This is a genomic window from Streptomyces hebeiensis (assembly GCF_052983195.1).
This window is the reverse complement of the sequence record NZ_CM129812.1, coordinates 228,455-252,645: the sequence shown is the minus strand read 5'-3', so window position 1 is coordinate 252,645 and position 24,191 is coordinate 228,455. Positions and strand designations below refer to the sequence as shown.

The following is a 24,191-nucleotide window of genomic DNA, read 5'->3' as shown; positions in this document are numbered from 1 at the left end:
ACGAAAGAGAGGCTGCAAATGCGCGCATTCAAGGTGCGGGCGGGTGGTGGTCTGGCGCTCACCACCGACTGCCCGGTACCCGATCCGTCGGCGGGTGAAGTGCTGGTGAAGGTCAGGGCCACCTCCCTCAATGCCCGCGATCGACTCATCGTCTCCGACAGCTACTCCGTCGACGTACAGGGGCGCGTCCCGCTCTCCGACGGCGCGGGCGTCGTCGAGGCCGTCGGGGACGGAGTCTCGCGATTCCGGGTCGGTGATCGTGTCGTGGGCACCTTCCATCCCACCTGGCTGTACGGCCCGTTTCCCGGCTGGGGAGGACTGCGTGGCACGCAGCGCGACGGGTGGCTCAGCGATCACGTCGTCCTCGATCAGCAGAGCCTGGTCCCCGTCCCCGACCAACTGTCCTTCGAGGAGGCAGCCACACTGCCGTGCGCCGCACTCACTGCGTGGTCGGCGGTGGCTGGGGTCGGGCCGGGCGACATCCTGCTTGTCCAGGGCTCGGGCGGTGTGTCGGTCTTCGCGTTGCAGTTCGCCCGTCTGGCCGGCGCACGTGTGGTGGCCACGACGTCCGACGACGACAAGGCCGAACGCCTCCGCGCCCTTGGCGCAGCCGACATCGTCAACTACAAGGAGACACCGCAATGGGGTGCGCGGGTGCGGGAGCTCACCGACGGCGGCGCCGGTCGCGTCCTGGAGATCGGCGGCGCCGGTACCCTCCCACAGTCCATCGAGGCCGTCGCATACGGCGGCCAGATCGCCCTTGTCGGCAACCTCGCGTCAGGTAACGAGATGGACGTGACCCACTTCTTCCGCCGGGCCGCAACCCTCAGGTCGATCAGCGTGGGTAGTCGCAGCGACTTCGAGCAGATGAACGAGGCCCTCGGACGAAGTCGTCTCCGGCCCGTCATCGACCGTGTCTTCCCCTTCAATCAGGCACCGGAGGCGTTCGCCCACTTCGAGCGGGGACCGCGCTTCGGAAAGGTCGTCATCAGTCACTGAGCCAGCGTCCCTCGTCCGCTCACCCTGGTGACCGTTGGGAGGGAGACCTCAAACGGGGGGCGGCTGATCCGCGATCTGGTCCGGAAACATTCCGGACCCGGTGGGCGATGCCGAGGTAGCGATGGGACGAAGTGGGAGTAAGTGTCTTTTCGCTTTGTCTTCCGGGTAGTGGTCATGAAGGGTGCCTGGCGGGTGTTTGCCCAGGTCAGGCACTCTTTCGTGGGTCCTAGAAGAAGCCCAGCTTCTTCGGCGAGTACGAAACCAGTAGATTCTTCGTCTGCTGGTGGTACACGCCTGATCTCGCTTCTGACCTGCGACAAAGAGTGGAAACGTCGAGTGCCGGGCTGAGTCGGTCCGCACCTGGTCCGGTGAACCGCCCCGAGTTTCGTAGAGTCCGATCTTGATGGTTCAGGCGGACTGCGGGACTTGCTCCTGGCTCCGCTGGAAGGCTTGCTCGTACTCGGCGGGCGGTACGTAGTCGAGCGCGGAGTGGAGGCGTTCTTCGTTGTACCACGTGATCCACTGGACGGTTGCTGAGGCGCTCATACAGTCTCGGATGGTCAGTTTGCACCTGCGGCGGGTTTCGGCGACGGCGCACGGGTGAGAGCGCGGAGATCCGGCAGGCAGCCCCGCCGAACCCGTAACGGGGTGGTTCCGTGCAGAGCGTCACCGGGCGGCTCGCCGTTGGCTGCACCCCGGGGGTAGACGGGCGAATGTCTCCCGCTGTCTCCCGCGCGGTCGGGATCTGGCGGAGCCAATTGACGTCGGCGGCTCCGGTCGGCCATGCAGGGGTGCGTGTGTCACCCAGGCGAGCGTTTCAGAACCCGTCCCGGCTCAGCCCGGGAAGCGTCCCGTCGATCGCAGTTGCCAGCGTCGTTCGGCATAGGCGAGGTCGTCCCGCCACAGCCTCCCGGCCGCGGCGCGCACCAGGGGACGCAGCAGTGGCGCACAGCGGCGGGCGGCGGCGAAGCCCGGACGGTGCGAAACGGCGATCACCGCCTCGATCACTGCGGTGCGGGGCCGGCCGGTCCCGTCCGCGTCGAGCGGCGTGGCATGGGTCTCCACGACGGAGCCCACACCCTCGCCGTTCGTGATGTGCATGACGACCGTGCGCGGTTCCGGCGCGGTGAACACGGCGCGGACCGGCACCACCAGCCGGCCCGCCACCTTGAAGGACACGTCCACGGTCAGGGCGTCCGGACCGTCGTCCGCCTCGCCGGCCGAGCCACTGGGTGCGTCGACCACCGTCAGGTCGACGAACGAGTAGGGGTGGAACCACGCCCCGTGCCACGGATCGAGCCGGTTGGCCACCACGTCCTCGGGCTCGCAGACGCCCACTGCGGTGTAGACCGCCGTCAAAGCCCGCGCGGGTGGGGGGCGCCGCGGTACGACCGGTGCATCGAGCGGTTCCTCGCCGCCCACCGTGTCCAGCCGCGTCCACACGAGCACCCCGTCGTCGTGCACCGGCAGCGGCGACCAGCCCGCGTGCGGGCTGCCGTCCAGAGCCAGTCCGTGCCAGTGGCACACCAGTGTGCCGCAGCGCACCGGGCTGTCCCCGAGCGGTGCCCCCAGGTGCGGGCAGATCCCTGGCCCGCCGACGAGGCGCCCGTCGGGCCCGCGCCACACCACGACCTCCTGCCCCGCGACCGTCCGTGCCAGCTTGGCGTCCCCCCGCAGGGCGCGGGAAGGGCCGAGGACGTACCAGTTCCCGGACGGGCGGGCCTGCGCCCGCTTCAGCGCCCCGGCGATCAGCCCGGGGCGCGCCTGATCCCAGGTGGGCTGCTGACGCTCCCAGGGCACGGCGTGGCGGCGCAGCGACAGCGGCAGGCGACGGCGGTTCACGCGACCTCCTCCGCGCGGCGACCGCCCGCCGTCGGCGAGAGCGGCGCCTGATGCAGGGCGCGGGCGCGAATCTGCGGCCGGTGTCCGTGGCCGGACCGTGCGTGCAGCCGGGCCCTCATCACCCTGGCCAGCCCGTCGGCGGCGACCACCGCCCTGCGCCGCCGCTGCACCACCGACCGCCGGTGCAGCACGGCGTACCCGTCGCGGGCGACAGCGTCCAGGATGCCGCCGTACAGGACGGCCGCGGTGCGGATGCAGGGCCGCGCCACCGGTTCGAGCATGGCGACACCGGGCATGGCCGCCCGGTAGACGCCGCGGGTCAGCGCCTCGAACTCCCTGAGCGCGGCGGTGATCCGGCCATCGGGCCGGCGCGTCGCGCGGCTCCAGGCGAGCAGCTCCCGGTCCACGTCGTGCGCGGCGAGCAGGTCGGCGGGCAGGTAGACGCGCCCACGGTCGAGGTCCTCGCCGACGTCCCGCAGGAAGTTGCTCAGCTGGAAGGCGACACCGAGCGCCGCCGCGTACGGCGCGGCTTCCTCCCGCGGCACCACCGTGCCCAGCACAGGCAGCATCTGCAGCCCGATCACCGCGGCCGAGCCGTGCATGTAGGCGCTCAGGTCGGCGTAGGTGGGGTAGGCCGTCACCACCAGGTCGGAGCGCATCGCGGTCATGAAGTCCCGGAAGTGGGCGTGGTCGATGGCATAGCGGCGCGAGGTGTCGGCGAGGGCGTGCACCACGGGCTCGTCGCTGCGGCCCCGCCGCAGCCCCTGCTCGAGTTCCTTCTGCAACCGGGCCAGCGCCCGGGCCCGCACCTCCGTGGCGGTGCCGGGGGCGGGGGAGTCGACGATGTCGTCGGCCCAGCGGGCGAAGCCGTACAGGGCGTGCACGGCGGACCGGCGCTCGAGCGGCAGTAGCCGTGTGGCGAGGAAGTAGGTCCTGCCGTGGCGGGCGTTGAGGGCGCGGCAGTGGCGGTAGGCAGCACGCAGCGACGGATCGGTGATCCCCACCGCGTCCAGCTCTCGATCGGTCATCCTGTCCTGCCTTCGGTTGCGGGGGCCGCGGGGTCGGCCGGTGGGTCTCCCGGCAGCGGAGATTGCCGTGCGGCGGCTGGCGGGTTCGGCGAGGCGGTCGGCGACTCCTGTACGGCGGTGAGTCCGGTGCGGGGTGCCTCGTACGCCGGTGGGGCGGTTGCCGGTGTCGGCCTGAGGGTGGGGGCAGCGGGCTTGGAGCGACGCGAGTTGGAGCCCCGGCGCCGGGGTCCGCCGGTGACGCGGGCCGCGGCCAGCTTCCCCGACAGCAGCACGGTCGGCACGCCGACGCCGGGCGTGGTGCCGCAGCCGGCAAGGACGGCGTTCTCTACGCCGCGCACCAGGTTGCGCGGCCGGAACGGCCCGGTCTGCGCGAAGGTGTGCGCCGCGGAGAAGGGGGTTCCGGCCGCGTGTCCCTGGGCGTGCCAGTCCGCCGGGGTGACCAGGCACTCCTCCTCGATGGCCGATTCGATGCCGTGCAGCCCGCGCCGCCCCAGTTCCCGCAGCAGCGAGTCCCGGTAGCGCGGGCCGAGGTCGCACCAGGCCGCCGCGTCCGGGCCGATGTCGGTGTTGGGGCAGGGCGCGAGGATGTAGTGCAGGTGGCGGCCCGGCGGTGCGAGGCCGGGATCGGTGGCGGTGGGGCGGGTGACGAGCAGCGACGGGTCGCTCATCAGCTGTCCGGCCCGGGTGAGTTCGTCGAACGTGGTGTGCCACGCCGCGCCGAACGAGATCGTGTGGTGGGCCAGGTGGGGCCAGGTGCGGTCCGTGCCGGCGTGGAGCACGACCGCGGAGGGCGAGAGGCGCAGCCCGAGCGGTCTGCGCGGCCGGCGGCCGAGCAGCCGGTAGGCGACGGGCAGGTCCGGGGTGAGGACGACCGCGTCGCAGGGGATGCGATCGGTGCCGGTGGCGACGGCCGTGATCCGGCCGCCCGAGCGCTCCAGGCGGGTCACCGGCTGCCCGAACCGCAGCTCGGCGCCTGCCTCGGTGGCTGCCTGCGCCATCGCCCGCGGCAGGGCGTGCATGCCGCCCCGTGGGAAGTACACCCCGGCGACGGTGTCCATGTAGGCGATGACCGCGTAGGCGGCCAGCGCCCGCGCTGGGGGCACCCCCGCGTACAGCGCCTGGAAGGAAAACACCCGGCGCAGCCGCTCGTCGCTCAGGAAACGGCCGATCCGTGCGTCCAGGCGGCCGAAGCCGCCCAGCGCCGCCAGCCGAGCCAGGTCGGCGTTGAGCAGGTCGAGCGGTGAGTCGAAGTTGGCGTCGATGAACCGGCGCACCTGGGCCCGGTACAGCCGCTGAAGCCACTCGCGCAGTCGACGGTAGCCGGCCGCCTCGGCCGCCCCGGCGAACCGTTCCACCTCCGCGGCCATCGCGTCCGCGCCGGTGTGGACGTCGAGGCTGCTGCCGTCCGCGAAACAGGCCCGGTACGCCGGGTGCAGAGGAAGCAGATCGACCCGCTCGTACAGGCTGTCCCCGACGGCGGCGAACGCCTCGTCGGCCAGGTCGGGCATGGTCAGCACGGTCGGCCCAGTGTCGATCCGGTAGCCGGCCAGGTCGAGGCGTCCGGCCCGGCCGCCGGGCGACTCGTCGCGCTCGACGACGGTGACCCGGCGTCCGGCGCCCAGCAGGTGCAAGGCCGCCGACAGCCCGGCAAGTCCGGCGCCGACGACCACCACGTGGTCCGTGGGACCGGGCAGGGTGCGGGTCACCGGCCACCTCCCGCGCTGCCACGGGCACGCGTCGCGTACCGACCGTGCTCGGGCGGCGGGGGTGCGGCGGCGTCCCTGCCCAGTCGCGCCCCGGCCGCCGCGAGCAGCAGAGCGCGCAGCGGGCCGGCGCCCTCCTCCTCGAGCCGGGCGCCGTCGAAGTGCCGCAGCCCCTGCGCGGCGAGCCGGTCGATCTTGGCCTCCACGGTGGCACGCGCCCCGGTCGCGACCAGTACGTCCCGCACCTCCGCCAAGCCGCGCTCGGTCAGCTCCGCGTCACCGAGCCACCGGTCCAGCACGGCCGTAGCGGCGCCGTCGCCGGCGGCCTCGGCGCGTGCGCGGGCGGCCGCGACCAAGTACGTCTGCTTGCCCTCACGGATGTCGCCGCCGCACGTCTTGCCGGTCTGGCGCGGGTTGCCGAAGACGTCGTCGAGGTCGTCGCGCAGCTGGAACGCCATGCCGACAAAGCGCCCGGCGTCGCACAGCCGGCGCAGCGTCGCCTCGTCCGCGCCCGCCACGGCGGCTCCCAGCGCCAAAGGCCGCTCCACCGAGTACAAGGCGCTCTTCAGACGGGCGGCGCGCAGCACGCGGAGCGGTGACCGCGGAGCAGTGACCGTACCCTCCACGTCCAGGTACTGGCCCGCGACCATCTCCGTGCGCAGGTCGCTCCACAGCCGCCGCACCGCCACTTGAACCCGGGGCGCCAGCGGTGTCTCGGCCACCAGATCGTCGGCCCAGGCCAGTGCCAGGTCTCCGGCGAGGACTGCCGCCGCCTGACCGAACCGCCCGGCACGCTCCTGCCCCACCTGGCCGGCGTACTTCCCGGCCAGCTCCGCGTGCAGTGCGGGCCGGCCGCGCCGCAGCGCGGCCCGGTCCATCACGTCGTCGTGGACGAGCGCACACGTCTGGAGCAGCTCCAGGGCGCCTGCGATCCGCAGGGCAGCGGCCGCGGACGCCGGGTCCCCGCCGGCGCAGGCCCGCGAGGCCCACCACACCAGCTGCGCACGCGTGCGCTTGCCACCCTGGAGAGTGAAGCGCGTGACCCGTTCGGCCAGTTCCTCGGCGAACCGGGGATCCGCCAGCCGTGCGCGGCGCAGACGCTCCGCCAGCATATGGTCAAGCATCCGGCCGACGGCCCCCGGCACGTCTGCGTCCACCGCCCGCACGTCGGCGGGGCCGGCGGAAAGCAGCCCGCTCATCGCCGTCCACGCGCCGGTTCCGTCCTGTCCCTCGCCCGTGGGTGTATGCGGAAATGACGCCCCGGGCGCCGCCGCGACCGGCCGCGGCGGCGCGGTCGCGGCATGGTCCTTCGCATCGGTGGCACGCCTCACGGTTTCCTCCGTCGTTTCCGTGTTCGCCATTGCCGTCACCCGTCTGCTTCGGCGTGGACAGCACAGGCGGATGCGCGAACGCCGCACACGATGACTGCGAAGCATCAGTGATCCGCCCCCTCCACCGTGCCGTGTCCGGCACTCGGCCGCTCGCCGCCGAGGAGGTGCTTTGCATCCGCCGGGGTACACACTCCGGAAGACCGGTGCAGGGCATCCGGCAGCGGACGCCCGGCCCCAGGCCGCCGACCTGGAGTCCGTCACCGCCCTACGGTTCCCGCCGCCCTGGGCCGCATCCGTCTCCGGACCGCATCGGAAGGCAACCGAAGAAGAGCGGAAGACCACCGAAGAAGGGAGACGCCATGCCGGACACGGACGTGGCCGTCGTGGGCGCTGGCGCGGCCGGCCTGTCGCTGGCCCACCGACTCGCCGGGCGCGTTCCCGGCCTGCGGACGCCCTCCGTGGTCTTGGTGGACGCGCCGCCCGGCCCGCTGCGGTCGCCGCCGCGGACCTGGTGCTACTGGACGGCGGGACCGGGACGGTTCGATGAGGCGGTGTGCCACGAGTGGCGGCGACTGAGGGTGCGCCCGGGCACCGGCGCCCCGGTCGAGGGGGACATCTCACCGCTGCGGTACCGCATGGTCCGCTCCGAGGATTTCGAGCGCCTCGTATCCCGGGACCTAACCCTCAGCCGGAACGTGCGGCGCCTGGAAGCGACCGTCGAAGCGGTGGAGGATGTGCCCGGTGGCGCTCACGTACACCTCAGGGACTCCGACGGCCGAGCGCGGATGCTGACGGCCCGCTGGGTGTTCGACTCCCGTCCCCTCGGCAGCCTGCCGGCCGCCCGTACCACCCTGCTGCAGCACTTCCGCGGCTGGTTCGTGCGCACCGCCCGCCCGGCCTTCGACCCGGCCGCCGTGGAGCTGATGGACTTCCGTACCCCGCAGCCCGTCCACGGACTGTCGTTCGGCTACGTGCTGCCGACCGGACCGTGCGAGGCGCTCGTGGAGTACACCGAGTTCTCCCCGCGCACCCTCACTCCGGACGGGTACGAGGCTGCCGTACGGCACTACGCCGACGAGGTGCTGCGGCTCGGCGAACGTCAGGTCCTGGCCACTGAGACCGGAGTCATCCCGATGACCGACGCGCCGATCGCCCGGCAGACCGGAGCCTCGGTCTTCCGTATCGGCGCCGCCGGCGGCGCGACCCGGCCCGCCACCGGCTACACCTTCGCCGGGCTGCAGCGCCAGACCAGGGCCGTCGCCGACGCCCTGCGCCGCGGGCGTCGCCCGGTGCCGCCCGCCGCTCATCCGGCCCGCTTCCGCGCGATGGACGCCGTCCTGCTGCGCGCTCTGGACAGCGGCCGGGCCGACGGCCCGGAACTGTTCAGCCGCCTGTTCGCCTGCGTGCCCATGGCACGGCTGCTGCGCTTCCTCGACGGAGGCACCCGCCTGCACGAAGACTTTTCCATCGGGCTGAGTTCGCCCGTCGGACCGATGCTGCGCTCCGCTCTGGAGCTGCCCCTCCTGCCCCGCCGCCCATTCGACCTGCCCCTGTCACCGCTTCCGCCGACACGTCCCGCCACCTCGCCACGTCACGCCCCGGACGCATCCGCCCCGCACTTCCCCCCGACGGAGACCGCATGACGCTGCTGCGCGACGACCACCTTGCCGCCGCCTTCGACCACGCCTCCCGCAGCTACGACACCCTCGTGGCCGCCAACCCCGGCTACCACGCCCACCTGCGCCGCTCCGTGCGCCGGCTGGGTCTGCCCGGACAGGGGCAGGGGCTGCGCCTGCTGGACCTCGGCTGCGGCACCGGCGCCTCCACCGCCGCGCTGCGGTCCGTGCTGCCCGCCGCCCGCATCACCGCCGTGGACGCCTCGGCCGGCATGCTCCGGCGGGCCGCAGCCAAACCGTGGGCGGACGGGGTGACCTTCGTGCACGCCCCGGCCGAGCGGCTCTCCGAGGCAGGGGTACGCGGCCCCTTCGACGCGGTGTTCGCGGCCTATCTCTTCCGCAACGTCACCGATCCGGACGCCGTACTCGCCGCCGCCCACGCCCAGTTGCGGCCGGGCGGCCGCATCGGCGTGCACGAGTACACCCTGCGCGGGCGGCGCGCCGTCCGCGCGGTGTGGACCCTGGTCTGCCGAGGTGTCGTGCTGCCCGTCGCGACCCTGCTGGGGGACGGACCGCTGTACCGGCATCTGTGGCTCAGCGTCCTGGACTTCGACACCGCCGCGCGTTTCGCGCGGCGGCTCGACGCGGCCGGCTTCGACCACGTCCGCACCCTGCCGCTACCAGGCTGGCAGACGGGCATCACCCACACCTTCGTCGCCCGCCGGCCACACCACCACCGGGAGGACGCATGAGGACCGCGCACCAGGGCGCCGCGCGCCGGGGACGCGACCGGCGGGCACGGATCCTGCCCGCCAGGCCCGGAACCCTGCGGGTGCAGGGCACCCCGCCATCGGTGGCGGTGGTCGGCGCAGGCATCGCCGGCCTGGCCGCCGCCACCGCGCTCGCCGAGCGCGGGGCATCCGTCACCGTGTACGAGAAGCAGCCCTACCTGGGCGGCCGGGTCGGTGGATGGCCGACCCAACTGCGCGACGGCACCACCGTGACCATGAGCCGCGGCTTCCACGCCTTCTTCCGCCAGTACTACAACCTACGCGGACTGCTGCGCCGAACCGACCCCGCACTGGAACGGCTGACCAGCCTGCCGGACTACCCGCTGCTGCACGTCGGCGGGGCCCGGGACGGCTTCCGGCACGTCCCCCGCACCCCTCCCCTCAGCGCACTGGGCTTCGCGCTACTCAGCCCCTCCTTCAGCCTGAAGGACCTGCCGTCACTCGACCTGGTCGCCGCGCTGCCCTTGTGCGACGTCCGTCTGCCTGACGTATACAGCCGGCTCGACGACGTCAGCGCCCACGACTTCCTGGACGCGGTGCGCTTCCCCGAACGGGCCCGCCACCTGGCCTTCGAGGTCTTCTCCCGCAGCTTCTTCGCCGCCCCGAGGCAACTGTCGGCGGCCGAGCTCGCAGTGATGTTCCACATCTACTTCCTCGGCTCCGCCGAGGGTCTGCTCTTCGACGTCCCCCGCGCCCCCTTCCCGACTGCCCTATGGGACCCACTCGCCGGCTACCTGCGGCGGCACGGCGCCCTCGTGCGCACCGGCATCCGCGTCGAACACATCGAACCCACACGCGACGGGCGCTACCAGATCAGCACCGATAAGGACGAGGCACGACACGACAGTGTCGTCCTCGCCCTGGACGCCGCCGGGCTACGCCACCTCGTCGACCGCTCCGCCCGGCTGGGTGATCCCACCTGGCGCAAGCAAATCGCACGGCTGCGCACCGCCCCGCCGTTCCTGGTCACCCGCCTGTGGCTGGACCGGCCGGTCGCGCCGGACCGGCCGGGCTTCCTCGGCACCGCCGGGTTCGACGCGTTGGACAACATCAGCGTCCTGGAACGCTGGGAAGACCAGGCGGCCCAGTGGGCCACGCGCACGGGAGGATCGGTCGTGGAACTGCATGCCTACGCGCTGCCGAGCACGGTCACCCGGGACGTCCAGGAAAAGCGCCTCATCGCCGACTTGCACCGCGTCTACCCCGAGACCCGTGCCGCAGGGATCGTCGACGCACGCCATGAATGGCGCCAGGACTGCCCCCTGTTCCCGGTGGGCGGCTACCTCGACCGGCCGTCCGTGCGCAGCCCTGACCCGCGTGTGGTGGTAGCCGGCGACCTGGTGCGCAGCGGTCTGCCCGTGGCGCTGATGGAACGCGCGGCGACGACCGGGTTCCTCGCCGCCAACGCCCTGCTGGAGCAGTGGGGCGTCCAGGGTCAGACGCTGTGGACGGTGCCGGATCGCGGCCGCAACGCCGTGCTACGGGGCCTGACGGCGTGGCTGAGCGGATGAGGACAGGCCACCGAGGGCGCGGCATCTCCAGGCACGTCGTGCAGCGCGGAGCTGTCGGTGACATCGTCTTCGACGGCCAATGCCGCGGTGAGCAGGGATTCCGCCAGAACTTCCAGTTCGGGTCCCTCGCGCAGGAGAGGTGCCAGGCGTGCCCCCCGCCGGGCGAGTTCGTGCGCCAGCGCCGACCCAGTCGTCGCACACGGCTCTGCGGAAGAAGGTCCGTGACGTCGGCAGGCCCGTTCTCGCCGCGGGCAGCCTTCGCTCGCGAAACGGATGCGTTCAGGGCGACCGGAGGTCGAAGATCTCTTCCAGAACTGCTGGCTGTTCGGGCGCCGCTGCCGAGTATCGGCGGGTCGCTGCGCTCGTGGGCGGGCGGCTCCTGGAGTGATGTCCTTCGGCGCTACTGGTCCGCGACTGGTCCGGCGGGAACTCCCTTGGATGTCAGAAAGTAACTCAAAGATACGAATTGATTACATTCGGTACCTGTCGTGTAGGACTGCCTGGAGGGCAACGATGCCTCCAGGCAACCCGACTTCAGGCTTTAGAAGAAGCCAAGTTTCTGAGGGCTGTAAGAACAAAGAATGTTCTTCGTCTGCTGGTAGTGGTCCAGCATCATCCGGTGGTTCTCACGGCCGATGCCCGACTGCTTGTATCCGCCGAACGCGGCGTGCGCCGGATAGGCGTGGTAGCAGTTCGTCCATACCCGGCCCGCCTGGATCGCGCGTCCCGCGCGGTAGGCGGTGTTCATGTCCCGGGTCCAGACTCCCGCGCCCAGTCCGTACAGCGAGTCGTTCGCCGTCTTCATCGCGTCGTCGAAATCGCTGAAGGACGTCACCGCGAGAACCGGGCCGAAGATCTCCTCCTGGAAGATCCGCATCCGGTTGTGGCCCTCGAAGATCGTGGGCTGCACGTAGTAGCCACCGGCCAGTTCGCCGTCGTATTCGATCCGTTGGCCTCCGGTGAGGATCTTGGCGCCCTCCTGCTGCCCGATGTCGACGTAGGAAAGGATCTTCTCCAGCTGGTCGTTGGACGCCTGGGCACCGATCATCGTGGCCGTGTCCAGGGGGTGGCCCGGGACGATCGCCTCCGTGCGGGCAACGCCGGCGGCGAGCAGGTCGCCGTAGCGGCCGTCCTGGATCAGGGCCCGTGACGGGCAGGTGCACACCTCGCCCTGGTTGAGGGCGAACATGGCGAAGCCTTCCAGGGCCTTGTCGCGGAAGTCGTCGTCCATGGCCCAGACGTCGTCGAAGAAGATGTTCGGGCTCTTGCCGCCGAGCTCCAGCGTGACGGGCTTGATGTTCTCGGAGGCATACTGCATGATCAGCCGCCCGGTCGTCGTCTCCCCGGTGAAGGCGACCTTGGCCACGCGCGGGCTGGACGCCAGCGGCTTGCCCGCCTCGACGCCGAAGCCGTTGACGACGTTGACCACACCCGGTGGCAGCAGGTCGGCGACGAGGCCGAGCCAGACATGCAGCGAGGCCGGGGTCTGTTCGGCGGGCTTCAGCACCACGGTGTTGCCCGCCGCCAGCGCGGGTGCCAGTTTCCACGCGGCCATCAGCAGGGGGAAGTTCCACGGAATGATCTGCGCCACGACCCCGAGCGGCTCCTGGAAGTGGTACGCGACGGTGTCCTCGTCCAGTTCGCTGACGGACCCCTCCTGCGCGCGCAGTACACCCGCGAAGTAGCGGAAGTGGTCGACGGCCAGCGGGAGGTCGGCGGCGAGGGTCTCCCGTACCGGTTTGCCGTTCTCCCAGCTCTCGGCGACCGCCAACTCCTCCAGGTGCGCCTCCGTCCGGTCGGCGATCCGGTTCAGTACGGCGGCCCGCTCCGCGACCGGGGTCCGCGCCCAGCCGGGCGCCGCGCCGTGTGCCGCGTCCAGTGCGCGTTCGACGTCCTCGGCCGTGCCCCGGGCGATCTCGGTGAAGGGACGGCCGTTGACCGGACTGGGATTCTCGAAGTACCGGCCGCGGGCCGGCGGGACGTACTCCCCGCCGATCCAGTGGTCGTAACGGGACGCGTACGAGACGATCGAGCCTTCGCTGCCGGGCGCTGCGTAACGGGTCATCTCTGTGCCCTCTCGGAGTCCGCGCCGCCCGCCGTCGGGCGGCGCCCGGGCCTCAAAGGCTAGAGAGCACAACGTTGCGACCGGGTTGCACGGGGCGGGTGTCACTCGTTCGAGTGGCGGAACCTCGGCGCCCCGCGGCCCGGTCACGTCGACGCGTCCTCCTTGATCATGTCCGCGCACTTCTCGCCGATCACCATCGTCGTGCCGCACCGATTCCCGGATGTACGCGAGGAGTTCGTCGTCGGTCTGCGCGGGCCACGGGCACCGGCCGTCGCCGCCGCCCGCGACGCCTCCGGCCGGTGCTCGTGGCCCACCACGAACAGCTCCGGCATGAGGGCTCCGCCTACTCGGACGGTGCGCCCGGGGCCGTCAGGCCGGTCGTACGGCCCGCGCGAGGAGTGCTCTATCCACCGGCAGTAAGGAGATACGTCACGTTCCGCCTGCGGGAGGGCGGGCGGAACGCGGGAGGCGTTGCCGCGCGTCGAGTTCCTCAACCCGCGCCCGCGCCGCCGGTCGCTGCGATGCCGGGAGCGCGGCCGCGAGGGCCCGCCATACCGGCAGGTCGTCTTCGCCCCAAGGGCTGTACGCCCAGTCGGCCAGCAGCGTCGGGTCCTCCCGGGCGATCAGCGCCGCGCGCAACTGGTCGGCCAGCCGACGCCGCAGCCGTACGACGGCCGGGGCCCGCGAACCGGGCAGCAGCGGTCCCGCGTACGCGCCCATCGCGGAGGTCGTCGCCCCCGATGCCAGCAGCCGGACGACGGCGTCGTAGTCAGACTCGACGGACGGGGCCACCCGGTACGGGCGGGAGCGCAGCAGGCCGGGGCCGAGCAGCCCGCGCAGCCGGGAGAGCTCGGCGCGCAGGGTGACCGGGGTGACCGACTCGTCCTCGTACAGCCCCACCAGCAGTTCGTCGCCCGTGACACCCTCAGGGCGGAGCGCAAGGAGAGTCATGATCTCGCTGTGCCGACGGCTCAGGCGGACCGTACGCCCGCCCGCCCGCAGCAGCGCCTCGTCACGGCCGAGGACAGTGAGCCGTACGGAACCCTGCTCGGGCGCCGGGTCGAGCAGCGCCAGGTGCGACTCGGCCGCCCGCGCCACCGCGCCGACGAATCCCAGGCTGTGCGGGTGGGCCAGCCGGTCTCCGCCGGTGATGTCGACCGCGCCCAGCAGCCGTCCCGTCCGCGGGTCGTGCACGGGCGCCGCCGCACAGGTCCAGGGGTGCGCCGGCCGCTGGAAGTGCTCGGCGGCGAAGACCTGCACGGGCCGGTCGACCGCGATCGCCGTGCCCGGCGCGTTGGTGCCGGTGACGGCCTCCGCCCAGCGCGCCCCGGGGACGAAGTTCATCCGGTCCGCCTGCCGTCGGGTCGCGCGGTGACCTTCGACCCAGAGCAACCTGCCGTGCGCGTCGCACACCGCCATCAGATGGCGACCGTCCAGTGCGTACGCGCCCATCAGCTCACGGAACAGGGGCATGGCCCCGGCCAGCGGATGGGCGTCCCGGTAAGCGGCCAGCTCGTCGTCGGACAACTCGACCCGGGCCATGTCCTCCCGGCCGACCCGCGCACGGACCGAACGGCGCCAGGAATCCGCCACCACCGTCCGTACGGGACGCTCCACCCGACCCGTCGACGCGAAGGACTCGTACGCCCTGTGCAGCGCGCCCCGGCGCCGCACGGGATCGGCGCCCGCTTCCAGGGCCACCCACGAGCCGGTCAACCGCGCCTCCCCGGTCGGATGCCGCCGGACACGGCCCCATCCTCGCGCCGGCTCTCGCGGCGGGGCAAGCGTCTCGTCCCGTCCGCCGGTGCTCTTCTTGTCCCGTCCGCTTGTTCCGTCCGCGCTGCCAACTCCGTTCCGCCGGCTGTACCGGCTCCGTCGGTTCCGTCAGCGCCCGTGGCTCCTCCGATTCCGTCGATTCCGCTCATTCCGCCAGGACGGTCGCGGGATCCGGGCCGCTCGGCCCCACCGGGGCCCAGCGCCCAGCACGCTCGCCCCTTCGGCGAGGATCGTGCCGAGCAGTTCGTCCAGCGGCTCCAGTTTCCCGGAGCGGCCGACCAGCCGGGGCTGTTCCTCCTTGAGGTACTGCGCCAGGTGGTTGCAGATCTGTTTGAGCGCCGTGAGCAGGGTGACGATCAGCCCTCGCCGTTCCATGCCGTCCGACGCGCCGATCGCCGCGAGGGTCTCCCTCAGCACCGCCTCGTACACGCCCGCCTGTTCCGCGGTGAGGGAGACGGCACAGTCGGTCTCGGTCTTCGGCGGCAGCTCGGGCGCGATCCCGGGTCGGACTTGCGGCGGCGCAGCAGGAAGGGACGGACCAGCCTGGCGAGCCGCTCGGCCGCGGCCGGGTCGCCGCCGCCCTCGATCGCCCGCGCGTGGTGGCTGCGGAAGGTACCGAGCCGGCCGAGCAGGCCGGGCGTCGTCCAGTCGAGGATGGTCCACAGCTCGGAGAGGTTGTTCTCCACGGGATTTTGTAGGTTTTGAGCCAGGACAGGCAGTGTTCGACGCGGGCGCGGATTTCGCGGTGCCCGGCGTTGTAGTCCTGTTCGGCCCGGCGCTCCTCATTCGTCTCGACGGGATCGGCATCGTCGGGGTTGGAAACTGTACAGGGATGTATCGCTGGAACGAGCGTGGACTGATCCCGACGCCCAGAGCCTGGCGGGAAGCGTTCATCGACTTGCACGGCGACAGCCGGGTCACCCTTACGGATGCCGGCCCGTGGGCGGGTCGGCTGGAGTGGCAGCGGTCACGGTCGTACGGCATCGCGCTCTGCGGTAACGTCCGCGAGGAGTTCGTGCGGGAGCGGCGGCACATCCGGACAGACCCGCGCGGAGCCTTCGAACTACTGGTGCCGACCGCCGGGAGCGCCCAGGTGGAGCAGGCCGCGGCCGCGGGCGAGATCCGGCCGGGCACTCTCGCGCTGTGCGACGTGGACCGCCCGTTGACCTTCACCCACGGCGAGGAATTTCAGTCGGTCGCGCTGATCGTCCCCGGTGAGGCGATCCACCGCCGCAATCCCGCCGCGGCCCAGGATCCGCAAGTCTTCGACGGCACCGCGGGGCTCGGTCGGCTGATCCGGCGGATGGTGCTCACCCTCCAACAGGAGCGGGAACACTTTTCCAAGGCAACCTTCGACATCGCCTGCGACCAGTTGCTCGACCTGCTCTGCCTGGCCGCTGAAGGCGCCAGCGACTCGGTGCCGTCCGCCCCGCGAAGAGAGGTCGAGGCGCAGGTGAGGCAGTACGTACGCCGTCACGCTGCCGACCCCGACCTCTCCATCACCGGCATCGCCCGGGTCCTGGGTTGGTCGGCGCGATATCTGCAAGACGTGCTACAGGCCGCCGGCACCACCTCCCGCGACCTGATCCGCTCGGAGCGGCTGCGGCTGGCCCGGACCCGGTTGGCCAGTTCAACCTGGGACAACCGGTCGATCGCGCAGGTCGCGCACGCGTCCGGGTTCGCCAGCCACGCGTCGTTCGCCACCGCCTACCGCCGCGAGTTCGGCGTCACGCCCCGCGAGACCCGCGGCGACAGCCGCGGTGAGTCCTGAGCCAAGCCTCAGGCGAGGGCGCCGCCGTCGACACGAAGGATGCTGCTGGTGATGTACGCGGCGTCCGGCCCTGCCAGGAACGCCACCACACCGGCGACCTCGTCGGCCTCGGCGTACCGGTGCATCGGGATAACCGCCTGAAGCATGAACTGGCCGCCCTCGGAATCCTTCGGCATGGCCATGTCGGTGTCGATGATGCCGCACTCGATCACGTTCACGTTGATCCCGCGCGCGGCGAAATCCTGGGCCCACCCGCGGGTGTATGCCGTGACCGCAGCCTTGGTCGCCGCGTAGTCGGACATGCCGGCCGCGAAGGTCTTGCTGGCAAGGCCGGACGACAGGTTCACGATTCGGCCGCCCTCGCGCATGTGCCGCACGGCCCGGTAGGTCGTGTCGGCGACACCGGTCAGGTTGATCGCGAGCTGCTCATCGCGTACGGCGTCGGTGATCTCCCCGGGCCAGAAGACACCGGCGCTGTTGACCAGGATGTCTATCCGGCCGAACTTCTCAGCGACCGCGTCCACCATGGCCGTCACCTGGGCGCGGTCGGCCTGGTCGGCCTGGATGCCCTCGGCGCGCACGCCCTGCGACCGCAGTTCCTCGACTACCGTCTTCGCCTTCTCCGCCTGCGCGACATAGGTGATGACCACGTCCGCGCCCAGCGCAGCCGGCCGCCGGGCCGTCGCCGCGCCGATCCCCCGGCTGCCCCCCCGTCACCAGCGCCACCTTGCCCGACAGAGTCTTCTCGATCACGAGCCAATCACTCCTTGCGAAATCCGCGCCTACCCGTGCCCGGTCAACGATCGCGGTCGGGACGCGCGCGGTCTTTCGCCGCGGCGCACAGCGCTTGCGCCACGGCGCATAAGCGGCTGGTCGGCCGACGCGGCGGTAGTCGCGCAGGGTTTTGTGGGTCTTGAGCCGGGCCAAGCAGTGTTCGACGCAGGCGCGGACGTTGCGGTGCCCGGCGTTGTAGTCCTGTTTCCGGGCGGGGAGTTCGCTGCCGTCGCGGGGTTTGCGGTACGGGATGATCACCTCGGGGTTGCCGCGGTAGGCACCGTCGGCCATCACGTCGCGGCCGGCCAACTGCTGGTCAATACCGCTGGTGCGGTAGACGATGGTGTCGTTACGGTTGCCGGGTCGCGGGTCGTCCAGGGCGATGACCAGGCGGGTGTTCGCGTCGACGGCGACTTGCAGGTTCGCCGAATACCGGTAGTTCTTGCTCGGTGCCGCGAGGCGGTGATCCCGGGTCGGGATCAGCGTGACGTCGACACCCTTGGCCAAGGCTCATGGTCGAGCGTGCCGTCCGGTACTTCGCTGTTGCTGCCGTTGCACGACCCACCGGACCAGCGGCAGCAGTCCCAGCCACACCACCAGCATGACCGGCACGTTCGTGAAGTCGCCCACGACCAGGGCCGGAAGCGCGCACAGCGCCGCTCCGGTCGCTTCCTTGCCACGCGTCACGAGTGTGGCGGGCAGGCCCCGCGCAGCGTGGCGCCGGGACCAGGACAGGGCCGTTCCTCCCGCATACAGGCCGTACGCGCCGCCGCAGATCACCGCCAGGGCGAGCGCGCACACGAAGACCGGCTCACCCTCCGGGGTATCGGCGGTCTCCTGGGAGACCTTCCCCTGCCGCACCTCGGTCGCGTAGTCCCGCCACATGCTGACCGTCACGCCGTCGCCGGGACGCAGGCGCTTGAGCAGCGGCTCCGAGTCGCCCATGTCGATGCTGTGGGGCACACCTGTTGGGCCCTTAAGGTACAGCGTGTACTCCGATGACTTGGTCTGCTCCCTGATCACCGTATGGGTCACGGTCGCATCGAACGAGCGCAGGCAGTCGTCATGGGAAGAGGACGAGGCGGTGCACGCAGTAGCGGTGCCGAACGCCTTCTCGCCCTCGATCAGGCCCGGCACGATGGACAGCCCCGCGGCACCGAGGAGGAGCATCGCGATACCGGTCAGAGCCGCGCACAGCCCCCACACGCGACGCCAGACGGTGTGCCGTCGGACGGCCCCCGGCTCGGGCTGCAGGCTGATGCGCCGGCCCACCGGCGGGTCACCGTGCGGCGGCATGACGGCGTCCTCTCACGCGCCCCACCAGGGTGAGCACGGCTACGGAGGCGGTCGCCGCGGCCCCCGTGGCCAGCGCGTCCGCGACGTACCGGCCCAGCGCCGGCCGCGGCCCGTCAACGAGCCCGAACAGCACGGCAGCCCCTGCGAGGCCGGCGCCGACCGCTGCCGGCCAGAAGCGGTGACGCGCCCAGAATCGCTGGACGAGCCCCATTCCGATGAATGGCGCAACGGACAGGTGAGGATCGTCGAGGGCGGCGAGCGCACCGTATCCCGGGCCGCTGACCGCCCAGCAAGCCGCGGCCACAAGCGTCGCCTCGCTCCAGGAAGCGGACCGGTTCACTGCGGCCGCCGCTCATGAGCGGCCCGGTCCCGACGGCGCTCCCGCCGCCGAGCAACGAAGGCAGCCAGGATCGAGCCGACTACGAGCGGCCCGGCGACCCAGCGGGTCATGTCCGCCACTCGGGCCGGCTCCCCGTCGGCCATCAGGGTCACCGTCTCAACGGTGATGGAGATCCCCAGCGGAACAAAGCCGAGCCCCCAGGCACGGACCACCCACACAGGCCCCTGGATCGGCTCCGGTGGCCGGCGCGGCCGGAGCACGGCCCAGCATCCCAGCCCCACGCATCCCAGCCCCACGGCCACCATGAACACGTCCACGGCCCTGTCGAACACATCGGTCACTGTTCCCCGCCTCGCCGTCTCATTTCCCGCGGCCCAAAAGCCAGGGGCGCCCCGCAGAGCATCATGACCGTCCGAGCGCGCCCCCTCATCTGCCGGGAACGGCAGACGGCCTGCGCGCTGCTTTCCGGCGCCCGGCAATGTGGGGACTTGACGTCACTTCTCATGAACACCCACGAGTCTCAAGATCGCCGACTGCTGCCCAAACGGGCAGACAATCGCTGCTGCTTGAAGTGAACGAAGCCAATGCGGGCTGGGTGGTGATGGTGCACAGGCGCTTGGTGGCCCGCGTCAGGGCCACGTACAGGTCCCTCTCCCCGCCGGGGCGGGCCGTGATGATCTCCTCGGGGTTCAGGACGACGACCCCGTCGAACTCGAGGCCACGTGCCTCGGACGCGGGCACGATGCGTGCGTGGTCGGCGATGCCGTGAGCCGTCAACTGGCTCACCCGGGTGTCCGCGCAGATCACTCCCAGGAGTTCGTCCGGCTGCGCGGTGCTCTGGGCGCGCAGTTCCTCCACGACGGCGTTGACCAACCCGTCCTCATGTGTGGTCACGGTGCGCGGGCTCTCACCGCTGCGCAGTGAACGTGTGGGCCGCTGGTCCGGAGCGATCCGCGCGAGCAGGTCCCGGACGCTCTCCAGGATCTCCTGCGTAGTGCGGTAACTGACCGTCAGGTCGTGCAGTCTGAACCGGGTCCCGACATGCGGGCTCAGGGCTTCCTTCCAGTCGCGTGCCGTCGTGGCCGGGCCCGACTGGGCGAAGTCACCGACCAGCGTCATCGCCCTCGCCGGGCAGCGGCGGATGATCATCCGCCACTGCATAGCGGTCAGTTCCTGCGCCTCGTCGACGACGACGTGCCCGTACGTCCGCTCGAGCGGGCCGTCGACCAGGCTCGCCGCCTCGTCCAGCAACGGCACGTCCGCATCGGTCCACGGGGCGTCCGGGCCACGCAGGAGAAGGGACCGCTCCTGCGGGGTCAGGTTCGGCAGGCGCTCGGCCAGGGCGTCGGTATCCGTCAGCAGTGCCTTCACGAGATCGCCGGGTACCAGCCTCGGCCACAGCGCCTCGACCGCCCGGTCGACACCCGCGTCGTCGAGGAGATCGGCCCCGATGGCGTCCAGGTCCAGCTCGTGGACCGGACCCGGGTCGGCGGCGCCGTCGGCACGGTGCTGGGCGACCCCCGTGAACCGGTCGAGGTTCAGGCCCGTCATCTGCTCGGCATCGGCGTCGATCTGCTCCAGGAGGTCGCCCATGGCCCGTTGCATCGCGTCGGTGACGGCGTCGACCAGGAGTTCCTTGAACACCTGGCGCGCGGGGTTGTGGCCGGATGCGGCCGCCAGGGCGGCGGTGCGTGCGGAGGCGACCTCCTTCTCGGACAGGTGGACCAGTTCCTGCCCGACCCGGACGGTGAAGTCACCGGCGGGGGCCTGGTGGTCTCGCAGCAGGCCGGCCAGGGCGTCGGCGAGGTCCAAGCCGCCCTTGAGGCGCGCCGTGTCGAACGGGTCCACCGCGTCCGGGGAGACTCCGGCCAGTTCTTGACAGGTCGCCAGATCGACGTCGTTCTCCCCGAGCGAGGGAAGGACCTGGGAGATGTAGTCGAGGAAACGGGCGTTGGGGCCCACCACGAGGACGCCTTCCTCCGCGGCGCGCGGGAACGCGTACAGGACGTAGGCCGCCCGGTGCAGGGCGACCACCGTCTTGCCGGTGCCGGGCCCGCCCCGCACCACGGTCACCCCGCGGTGGGCGGAGCGGACGATCTCGTCCTGCTCGGCCTGCAGCGTCGCGACGGCCGCGTGCATCCTGCCCGTACGCCGTGCCGACAGAGCCTCGGTCAACGGGCCGTCCCCCACGACGTCTTCGTCGGTCGGGGCGGCCCCGTCGAGCAGTTCGTCGCTCACCGAGACGACCGTGCGCTCCTCCAGGCGCAGGTGCCGGCGCCGCCGCAGACCCATCGGGTGGACCGGTGTGGCCTCGTAGAAGGGCCGCGCCGCGTTCGCGCGCCAGTCCACGAGCAGCGGCAGTTCGTCCTCCTCCGTGTGCAGTCCGATCCGCCCGATGCGCAAGGCCGTGCCGTCCGTCCAGTCGATCCGCCCGAAGACCAGACCCTTCTCGGCGCCTTCCAGCCGACCGATCTCCTTGGTCAGACGGTCGGCGGCGATCTCTCTCTCGTACGCCTCGCCGGCGCCGTCCGCCGGGGCCTTCAGCACACTCGCCCGGTTCGCTCGCGCCTCGGAAAGCCGCTCGGTGAGCAGCTCATACAATGAGGACACGTGACCTTGTTCCGATTCAACCGCACGCACGGCAGAATCATTTATGTTTGACAACAAGGGACTCCTTCGATTCGAGCCGCACCATACGGCCACAGTTCCCTAAAGGTAAGTCTTGACCTGCTCGTTGCGTCTATGTCCTTACGGCTGACCGCACTTCGTGTCATGCATTCCGTCGTTTCCCTTGAATGCCGGTGATATATTCCCGTTGCGCGGGAAAGGAAGTGAATCCACGGGAAGGGTTCGTGGCCGTGTCACAGGCCAGGACCCGGGCTGGCCTGCATTCCCGATGCGGACACCGGCGGCCGCCGTCCCGTTGTGCGACGCGGCGAGTTGGGTGATGTTCCCGCCGCCGTGTGCGTCCCGGATGCCGGACCTCAACGACTCAACATGCTGACGTGACAGGGAAGACGAGCGTGATGGTCTTGCCCGGTCCCGTGTCGTCCGCGAGGCGGCCGCCGAGGCCGAGCGAGGTCGGGCGCGCGGGCCGAAAGCGGTGCGGCGGGCGTCCTGGGCAGCCCGGCCACGACCGCGTCGACGAACGACCGCAGCAGCCGCTCGGGGGCGGGTAGGACAAGGGACCGCGGCGGTGCGGTGCCGAGCGGGACGCTGTGCGCGACGGCCGGCATCGCCGCCGCGAGCAGGCGGACGCGCTCCTGGTCCTCGGCGGTGAGCGGGCCCGCCCGCCATGCGTCGTGGTCCGTGCCGGAGAGATCCGGCAGCAGCTTTCCGTCGGCGGCGATCCGCAGTGCGAGCAGGGCGGCCGCACCCCAGAAGGCGGTGGACGGGGAAGCGTCGGGCGCCAGGCGCGCCCCGGTGAGGAGGGGCAGGGCGGGCGAGGTCGGTGACGCCGGTCGGTGGGCTGACGAAGGAACCGTGGGAGCTGTGAGAAGGGCGGGGACGGTGGTGATGTGGCACAGCGAGGTCACATTCTTCAAGTTTGACTAGTGGGCGCGGTCGCCGAGAGTACCTCATGGCCCGCTCGAGCGGGCCCCGGACAGGCGGCCGACCTGAGTGGGCACCTGTGGTCGACCCACGGGCACGTGAGGGCCGGCGGCGCGAGGGTGGCAACCGGATGTTCCGGGACCCAGGGGTGTGGTCAACCCCACCTTCGGTCAACGGGAAACCCCCACCGGATCCGGGTGGTGACCTCATGGTGGCGGGGTGTTGACCGAACGTACGTTTTGGGAGGTCAAGCGCATTCCGCGTGACCTGGTGCCGAGAGGGGCACCAGCCTCAGCCGCCGCGGCGGCCCGGAGACCGGAGACCGTGATGCCCCGAACCGCCCCTGCTCCCACCGCGGAGTTCGTACCCGCGCCTGCGGAGCCCGCGCCGGCGCCCTCTCCCGAGACCGCACTCCCCGCGGGGGCCGTGCCCTCTCCCGAGCCCGCGCCCGCTGCCGTGCGCGGCGGTCGCGGAAGCGAATTCGCACCGCTGCTGCGGATGGTGAGGGAGCAGGGTCTCCTGGAGCGCCGAGCCGGGTGGTACGCCCGGGGTATCACGGTCAATCTGCTCATCCTGGCCGGCATCACCGTCGGACTGGTGCTGCTGGGGCCTTCCTGGTGGTCACTGCTCTTGGCGCCTCAGCTGGCCCTCGTCTCGGCACGCATGGCCTTTGTCGCGCACGACGCGGGGCACGGGCAGATCACCGCCGATCGGGGCACCGGCCGGCTCGTCCAGCTTGTCCACGCGAATCTGCTGCTCGGCATGAGCCAGGAGTGGTGGAACGACAAGCACAACCGTCACCACGCCAATCCGAACCACATCGACAAGGACCCGGACGTCGCCGCGGACATCCTGGTCTTCGCCCAGCACCAGACAGCGGGGCGGTCGGGGCTGAGAGGCTGGCTCACCCGCCATCAGGCATGGCTTTTCTTCCCGCTGACCACCCTGGAGGGCATCGCCCTGAAGGTGTACGGCTTCCAGGCGGTCTTCTCCCGGAAGGACAACCGCATGCCCGGGCGGCGGCGCATACGGGAAGGGCTGTTGCTCGTGACCCATGTCGTGGGCTATCTCGCGCTGCTGCTGACCACCCTGACCGTCGCGCAGGCGATCGTGTTCGCCCTGATCCATCAGATGCTCCTCGGCCTTCACCTCGGAATGTCCTTCGCGCCCAACCACAAGGGCATGGAGATGCCCGATCCGGAGGGGAGCGCGGACTGGGGGCATCTGCGCCGACAGGTCCTCACTTCGCGGAACATCCGCGGCGGCGCGGTCACCGACTGGTTCCTCGGCGGGTTGAACTACCAGATCGAGCACCACCTCTTCCCCAGCATGCCGCGCCCCCACCTGCGCCTCGCCCAGCCGCTGGTCCGGGCCCACTGTGCCCGGCTCGGGGTGCCGTACACGGAGACGGGCCTGATCGACTCGTACCGGCAGGCCCTCGGGCATCTGCACGAGGTCGGCGAACCGCTGCGCGTCGGCGCATAGTGGAACTGGCGGACTCCCGTGCGCGTTCACCGGTCAGGGAGCGGCACGGGCCGCGGAGGAGGCGTCGAGATGTCGACAAGAGCGAAGATCGCCATCGGGGGAGTGGCCGTCGGCCTACTTCTGATTCCGCTGATCGGATTCTGGTTCGCGCTGCTGGTGGTGCTGGGAGTGCCGACGGTGGCGTATCTGATGCTCGACCCGTCGCAGCGCAAGAGGCTGCGCCGGATCAGCCGTAAGGAACTCGGCCGCTGAGGTACCCGCTCGGCCCTCCTGGGAGCCGAGAGCGGCGTGGGCGTCGGCCCGGCCGCCGC

The 24,191-nt window shown here is 71.4% G+C and carries 20 protein-coding genes and 2 pseudogenes; 7 read left to right on the top strand and 15 right to left on the bottom strand.

Translation table 11 applies throughout. From position 1 onward, the window contains the following. The first annotated feature begins 18 nt into the window (after positions 1–18). Positions 19–999: a zinc-dependent alcohol dehydrogenase family protein gene (locus ACU6P3_RS01060; RefSeq protein ID WP_447195469.1), complete on the top strand. Its 981-nt coding sequence runs from the start codon at positions 19–21 to the stop codon at positions 997–999. A gap of 408 nt (positions 1,000–1,407) precedes the next feature. On the opposite strand, the gene ACU6P3_RS01055 is transcribed toward ACU6P3_RS01060, so the two are convergent. The 5 genes from ACU6P3_RS01055 to ACU6P3_RS01035 form a co-directional block, all read right to left on the bottom strand. Beyond that, the gene (locus ACU6P3_RS01055) at positions 1,408–1,545 is read right to left on the bottom strand and encodes an integrase core domain-containing protein (RefSeq protein ID WP_447195468.1); all 138 of its coding nucleotides are present in this window, start codon (positions 1,543–1,545) and stop codon (positions 1,408–1,410) included. Positions 1,546–1,833: 288 nt separating this feature from the next. After that, positions 1,834–2,841, bottom strand: coding sequence for a Rieske (2Fe-2S) protein (locus ACU6P3_RS01050; RefSeq protein ID WP_055706079.1), 1,008 nt, complete (start codon positions 2,839–2,841; stop codon positions 1,834–1,836). Next, complete coding sequence (locus ACU6P3_RS01045; RefSeq protein WP_055706078.1) at positions 2,838–3,869, bottom strand: phytoene/squalene synthase family protein; 1,032 nt, start codon at positions 3,867–3,869, stop codon at positions 2,838–2,840. Before ACU6P3_RS01045 ends, ACU6P3_RS01050 begins: the two co-directional genes overlap by 4 nt. Then, positions 3,866–5,575 (bottom strand): phytoene desaturase, encoded by a 1,710-nt coding sequence (locus ACU6P3_RS01040; RefSeq protein WP_447195467.1) that lies wholly within the window; start codon positions 5,573–5,575, stop codon positions 3,866–3,868. The genes ACU6P3_RS01045 and ACU6P3_RS01040 overlap by 4 nt, the downstream gene beginning before the upstream one ends. Continuing rightward, entirely contained in the window at positions 5,572–6,933 is a 1,362-nt protein-coding gene (locus ACU6P3_RS01035) for a polyprenyl synthetase family protein (protein ID WP_447195466.1), read from the bottom strand. Before ACU6P3_RS01035 ends, ACU6P3_RS01040 begins: the two co-directional genes overlap by 4 nt. Before the next feature lie 329 nt (positions 6,934–7,262). Between ACU6P3_RS01035 and ACU6P3_RS01030 the strand changes: the two genes are divergently transcribed. Genes ACU6P3_RS01030 through ACU6P3_RS01020 form a run of 3 tightly spaced genes read left to right on the top strand, consistent with a single transcriptional unit; the run spans position 7,263 to position 10,821 of the window. Beyond that, the gene (locus ACU6P3_RS01030; protein ID WP_447195465.1) at positions 7,263–8,546 is read left to right on the top strand and encodes a lycopene cyclase family protein; all 1,284 of its coding nucleotides are present in this window, start codon (positions 7,263–7,265) and stop codon (positions 8,544–8,546) included. Then, entirely contained in the window at positions 8,543–9,271 is a 729-nt protein-coding gene (locus ACU6P3_RS01025) for a class I SAM-dependent methyltransferase (protein ID WP_447195464.1), read from the top strand. Before ACU6P3_RS01030 ends, ACU6P3_RS01025 begins: the two co-directional genes overlap by 4 nt. Further along, positions 9,268–10,821 carry an FAD-dependent oxidoreductase gene (locus ACU6P3_RS01020; RefSeq protein WP_199832804.1) on the top strand — a complete coding sequence of 518 codons (1,554 nt, stop codon included), beginning with the start codon at positions 9,268–9,270 and terminating at the stop codon, positions 10,819–10,821. Before ACU6P3_RS01025 ends, ACU6P3_RS01020 begins: the two co-directional genes overlap by 4 nt. Positions 10,822–11,362: 541 nt before the next feature. Here ACU6P3_RS01020 and exaC read toward each other — a convergent pair. From exaC to ACU6P3_RS01000, 4 genes and pseudogenes are all read right to left on the bottom strand, one after another. Continuing rightward, entirely contained in the window at positions 11,363–12,886 is a 1,524-nt protein-coding gene (gene exaC / locus ACU6P3_RS01015) for an acetaldehyde dehydrogenase ExaC (RefSeq protein ID WP_447195463.1), read from the bottom strand. Positions 12,887–13,029: 143 nt separating this feature from the next. Next, on the bottom strand, positions 13,030–13,218 hold the full coding sequence (locus tag ACU6P3_RS01010; RefSeq protein ID WP_447195462.1) for a hypothetical protein: 189 nt from the start codon (positions 13,216–13,218) through the stop codon (positions 13,030–13,032). A 97-nt stretch (positions 13,219–13,315) separates the two neighbouring features. Continuing rightward, positions 13,316–14,602: a GAF domain-containing protein gene (locus ACU6P3_RS01005; RefSeq protein ID WP_447195461.1), complete on the bottom strand. Its 1,287-nt coding sequence runs from the start codon at positions 14,600–14,602 to the stop codon at positions 13,316–13,318. A 264-nt stretch (positions 14,603–14,866) separates the two neighbouring features. Beyond that, positions 14,867–15,351, bottom strand: a pseudogene (locus ACU6P3_RS01000) (SNF2-related protein); the annotation flags it as partial. 29 nt (positions 15,352–15,380) lie between these two features. On the opposite strand from ACU6P3_RS01000, the gene ACU6P3_RS00995 reads away from it, so the two are divergent. Next, the gene (locus ACU6P3_RS00995; RefSeq protein WP_447195460.1) at positions 15,381–16,433 is read left to right on the top strand and encodes an AraC family transcriptional regulator; all 1,053 of its coding nucleotides are present in this window, start codon (positions 15,381–15,383) and stop codon (positions 16,431–16,433) included. 8 nt (positions 16,434–16,441) lie between these two features. Here ACU6P3_RS00995 and ACU6P3_RS00990 read toward each other — a convergent pair whose 3' ends face one another. From ACU6P3_RS00990 to ACU6P3_RS00965, 6 genes and pseudogenes are all read right to left on the bottom strand, one after another. Continuing rightward, positions 16,442–17,083 (bottom strand): SDR family NAD(P)-dependent oxidoreductase, encoded by a 642-nt coding sequence (locus ACU6P3_RS00990; RefSeq protein ID WP_447195459.1) that lies wholly within the window; start codon positions 17,081–17,083, stop codon positions 16,442–16,444. A gap of 232 nt (positions 17,084–17,315) precedes the next feature. Then, positions 17,316–17,702 (bottom strand): annotated as a pseudogene (locus ACU6P3_RS00985) (transposase family protein); the annotation flags it as partial. 15 nt (positions 17,703–17,717) lie between these two features. Continuing rightward, positions 17,718–18,503, bottom strand: coding sequence for a hypothetical protein (locus tag ACU6P3_RS00980; RefSeq protein ID WP_447195458.1), 786 nt, complete (start codon positions 18,501–18,503; stop codon positions 17,718–17,720). A 336-nt stretch (positions 18,504–18,839) separates the two neighbouring features. Next, positions 18,840–19,184, bottom strand: a complete 345-nt coding sequence (locus ACU6P3_RS00975; protein WP_447195457.1) for a hypothetical protein — start codon at positions 19,182–19,184, stop codon at positions 18,840–18,842. A 160-nt stretch (positions 19,185–19,344) separates the two neighbouring features. Continuing rightward, entirely contained in the window at positions 19,345–21,507 is a 2,163-nt protein-coding gene (locus ACU6P3_RS00970; protein WP_514414739.1) for a HelD family protein, read from the bottom strand. Positions 21,508–21,827: 320 nt separating this feature from the next. After that, entirely contained in the window at positions 21,828–22,388 is a 561-nt protein-coding gene (locus tag ACU6P3_RS00965; RefSeq protein WP_447195455.1) for a hypothetical protein, read from the bottom strand. Positions 22,389–22,722: 334 nt separating this feature from the next. Here ACU6P3_RS00965 and ACU6P3_RS00960 point away from each other — a divergent pair, with 334 nt between their 5' ends. Beyond that, the gene (locus ACU6P3_RS00960; protein WP_447195454.1) at positions 22,723–23,880 is read left to right on the top strand and encodes a fatty acid desaturase family protein; all 1,158 of its coding nucleotides are present in this window, start codon (positions 22,723–22,725) and stop codon (positions 23,878–23,880) included. A 69-nt stretch (positions 23,881–23,949) separates the two neighbouring features. Then, on the top strand, positions 23,950–24,132 hold the full coding sequence (locus ACU6P3_RS00955) for a tail-anchor membrane protein (RefSeq protein ID WP_030742630.1): 183 nt from the start codon (positions 23,950–23,952) through the stop codon (positions 24,130–24,132). Positions 24,133–24,191: the final 59 nt, after the last annotated feature.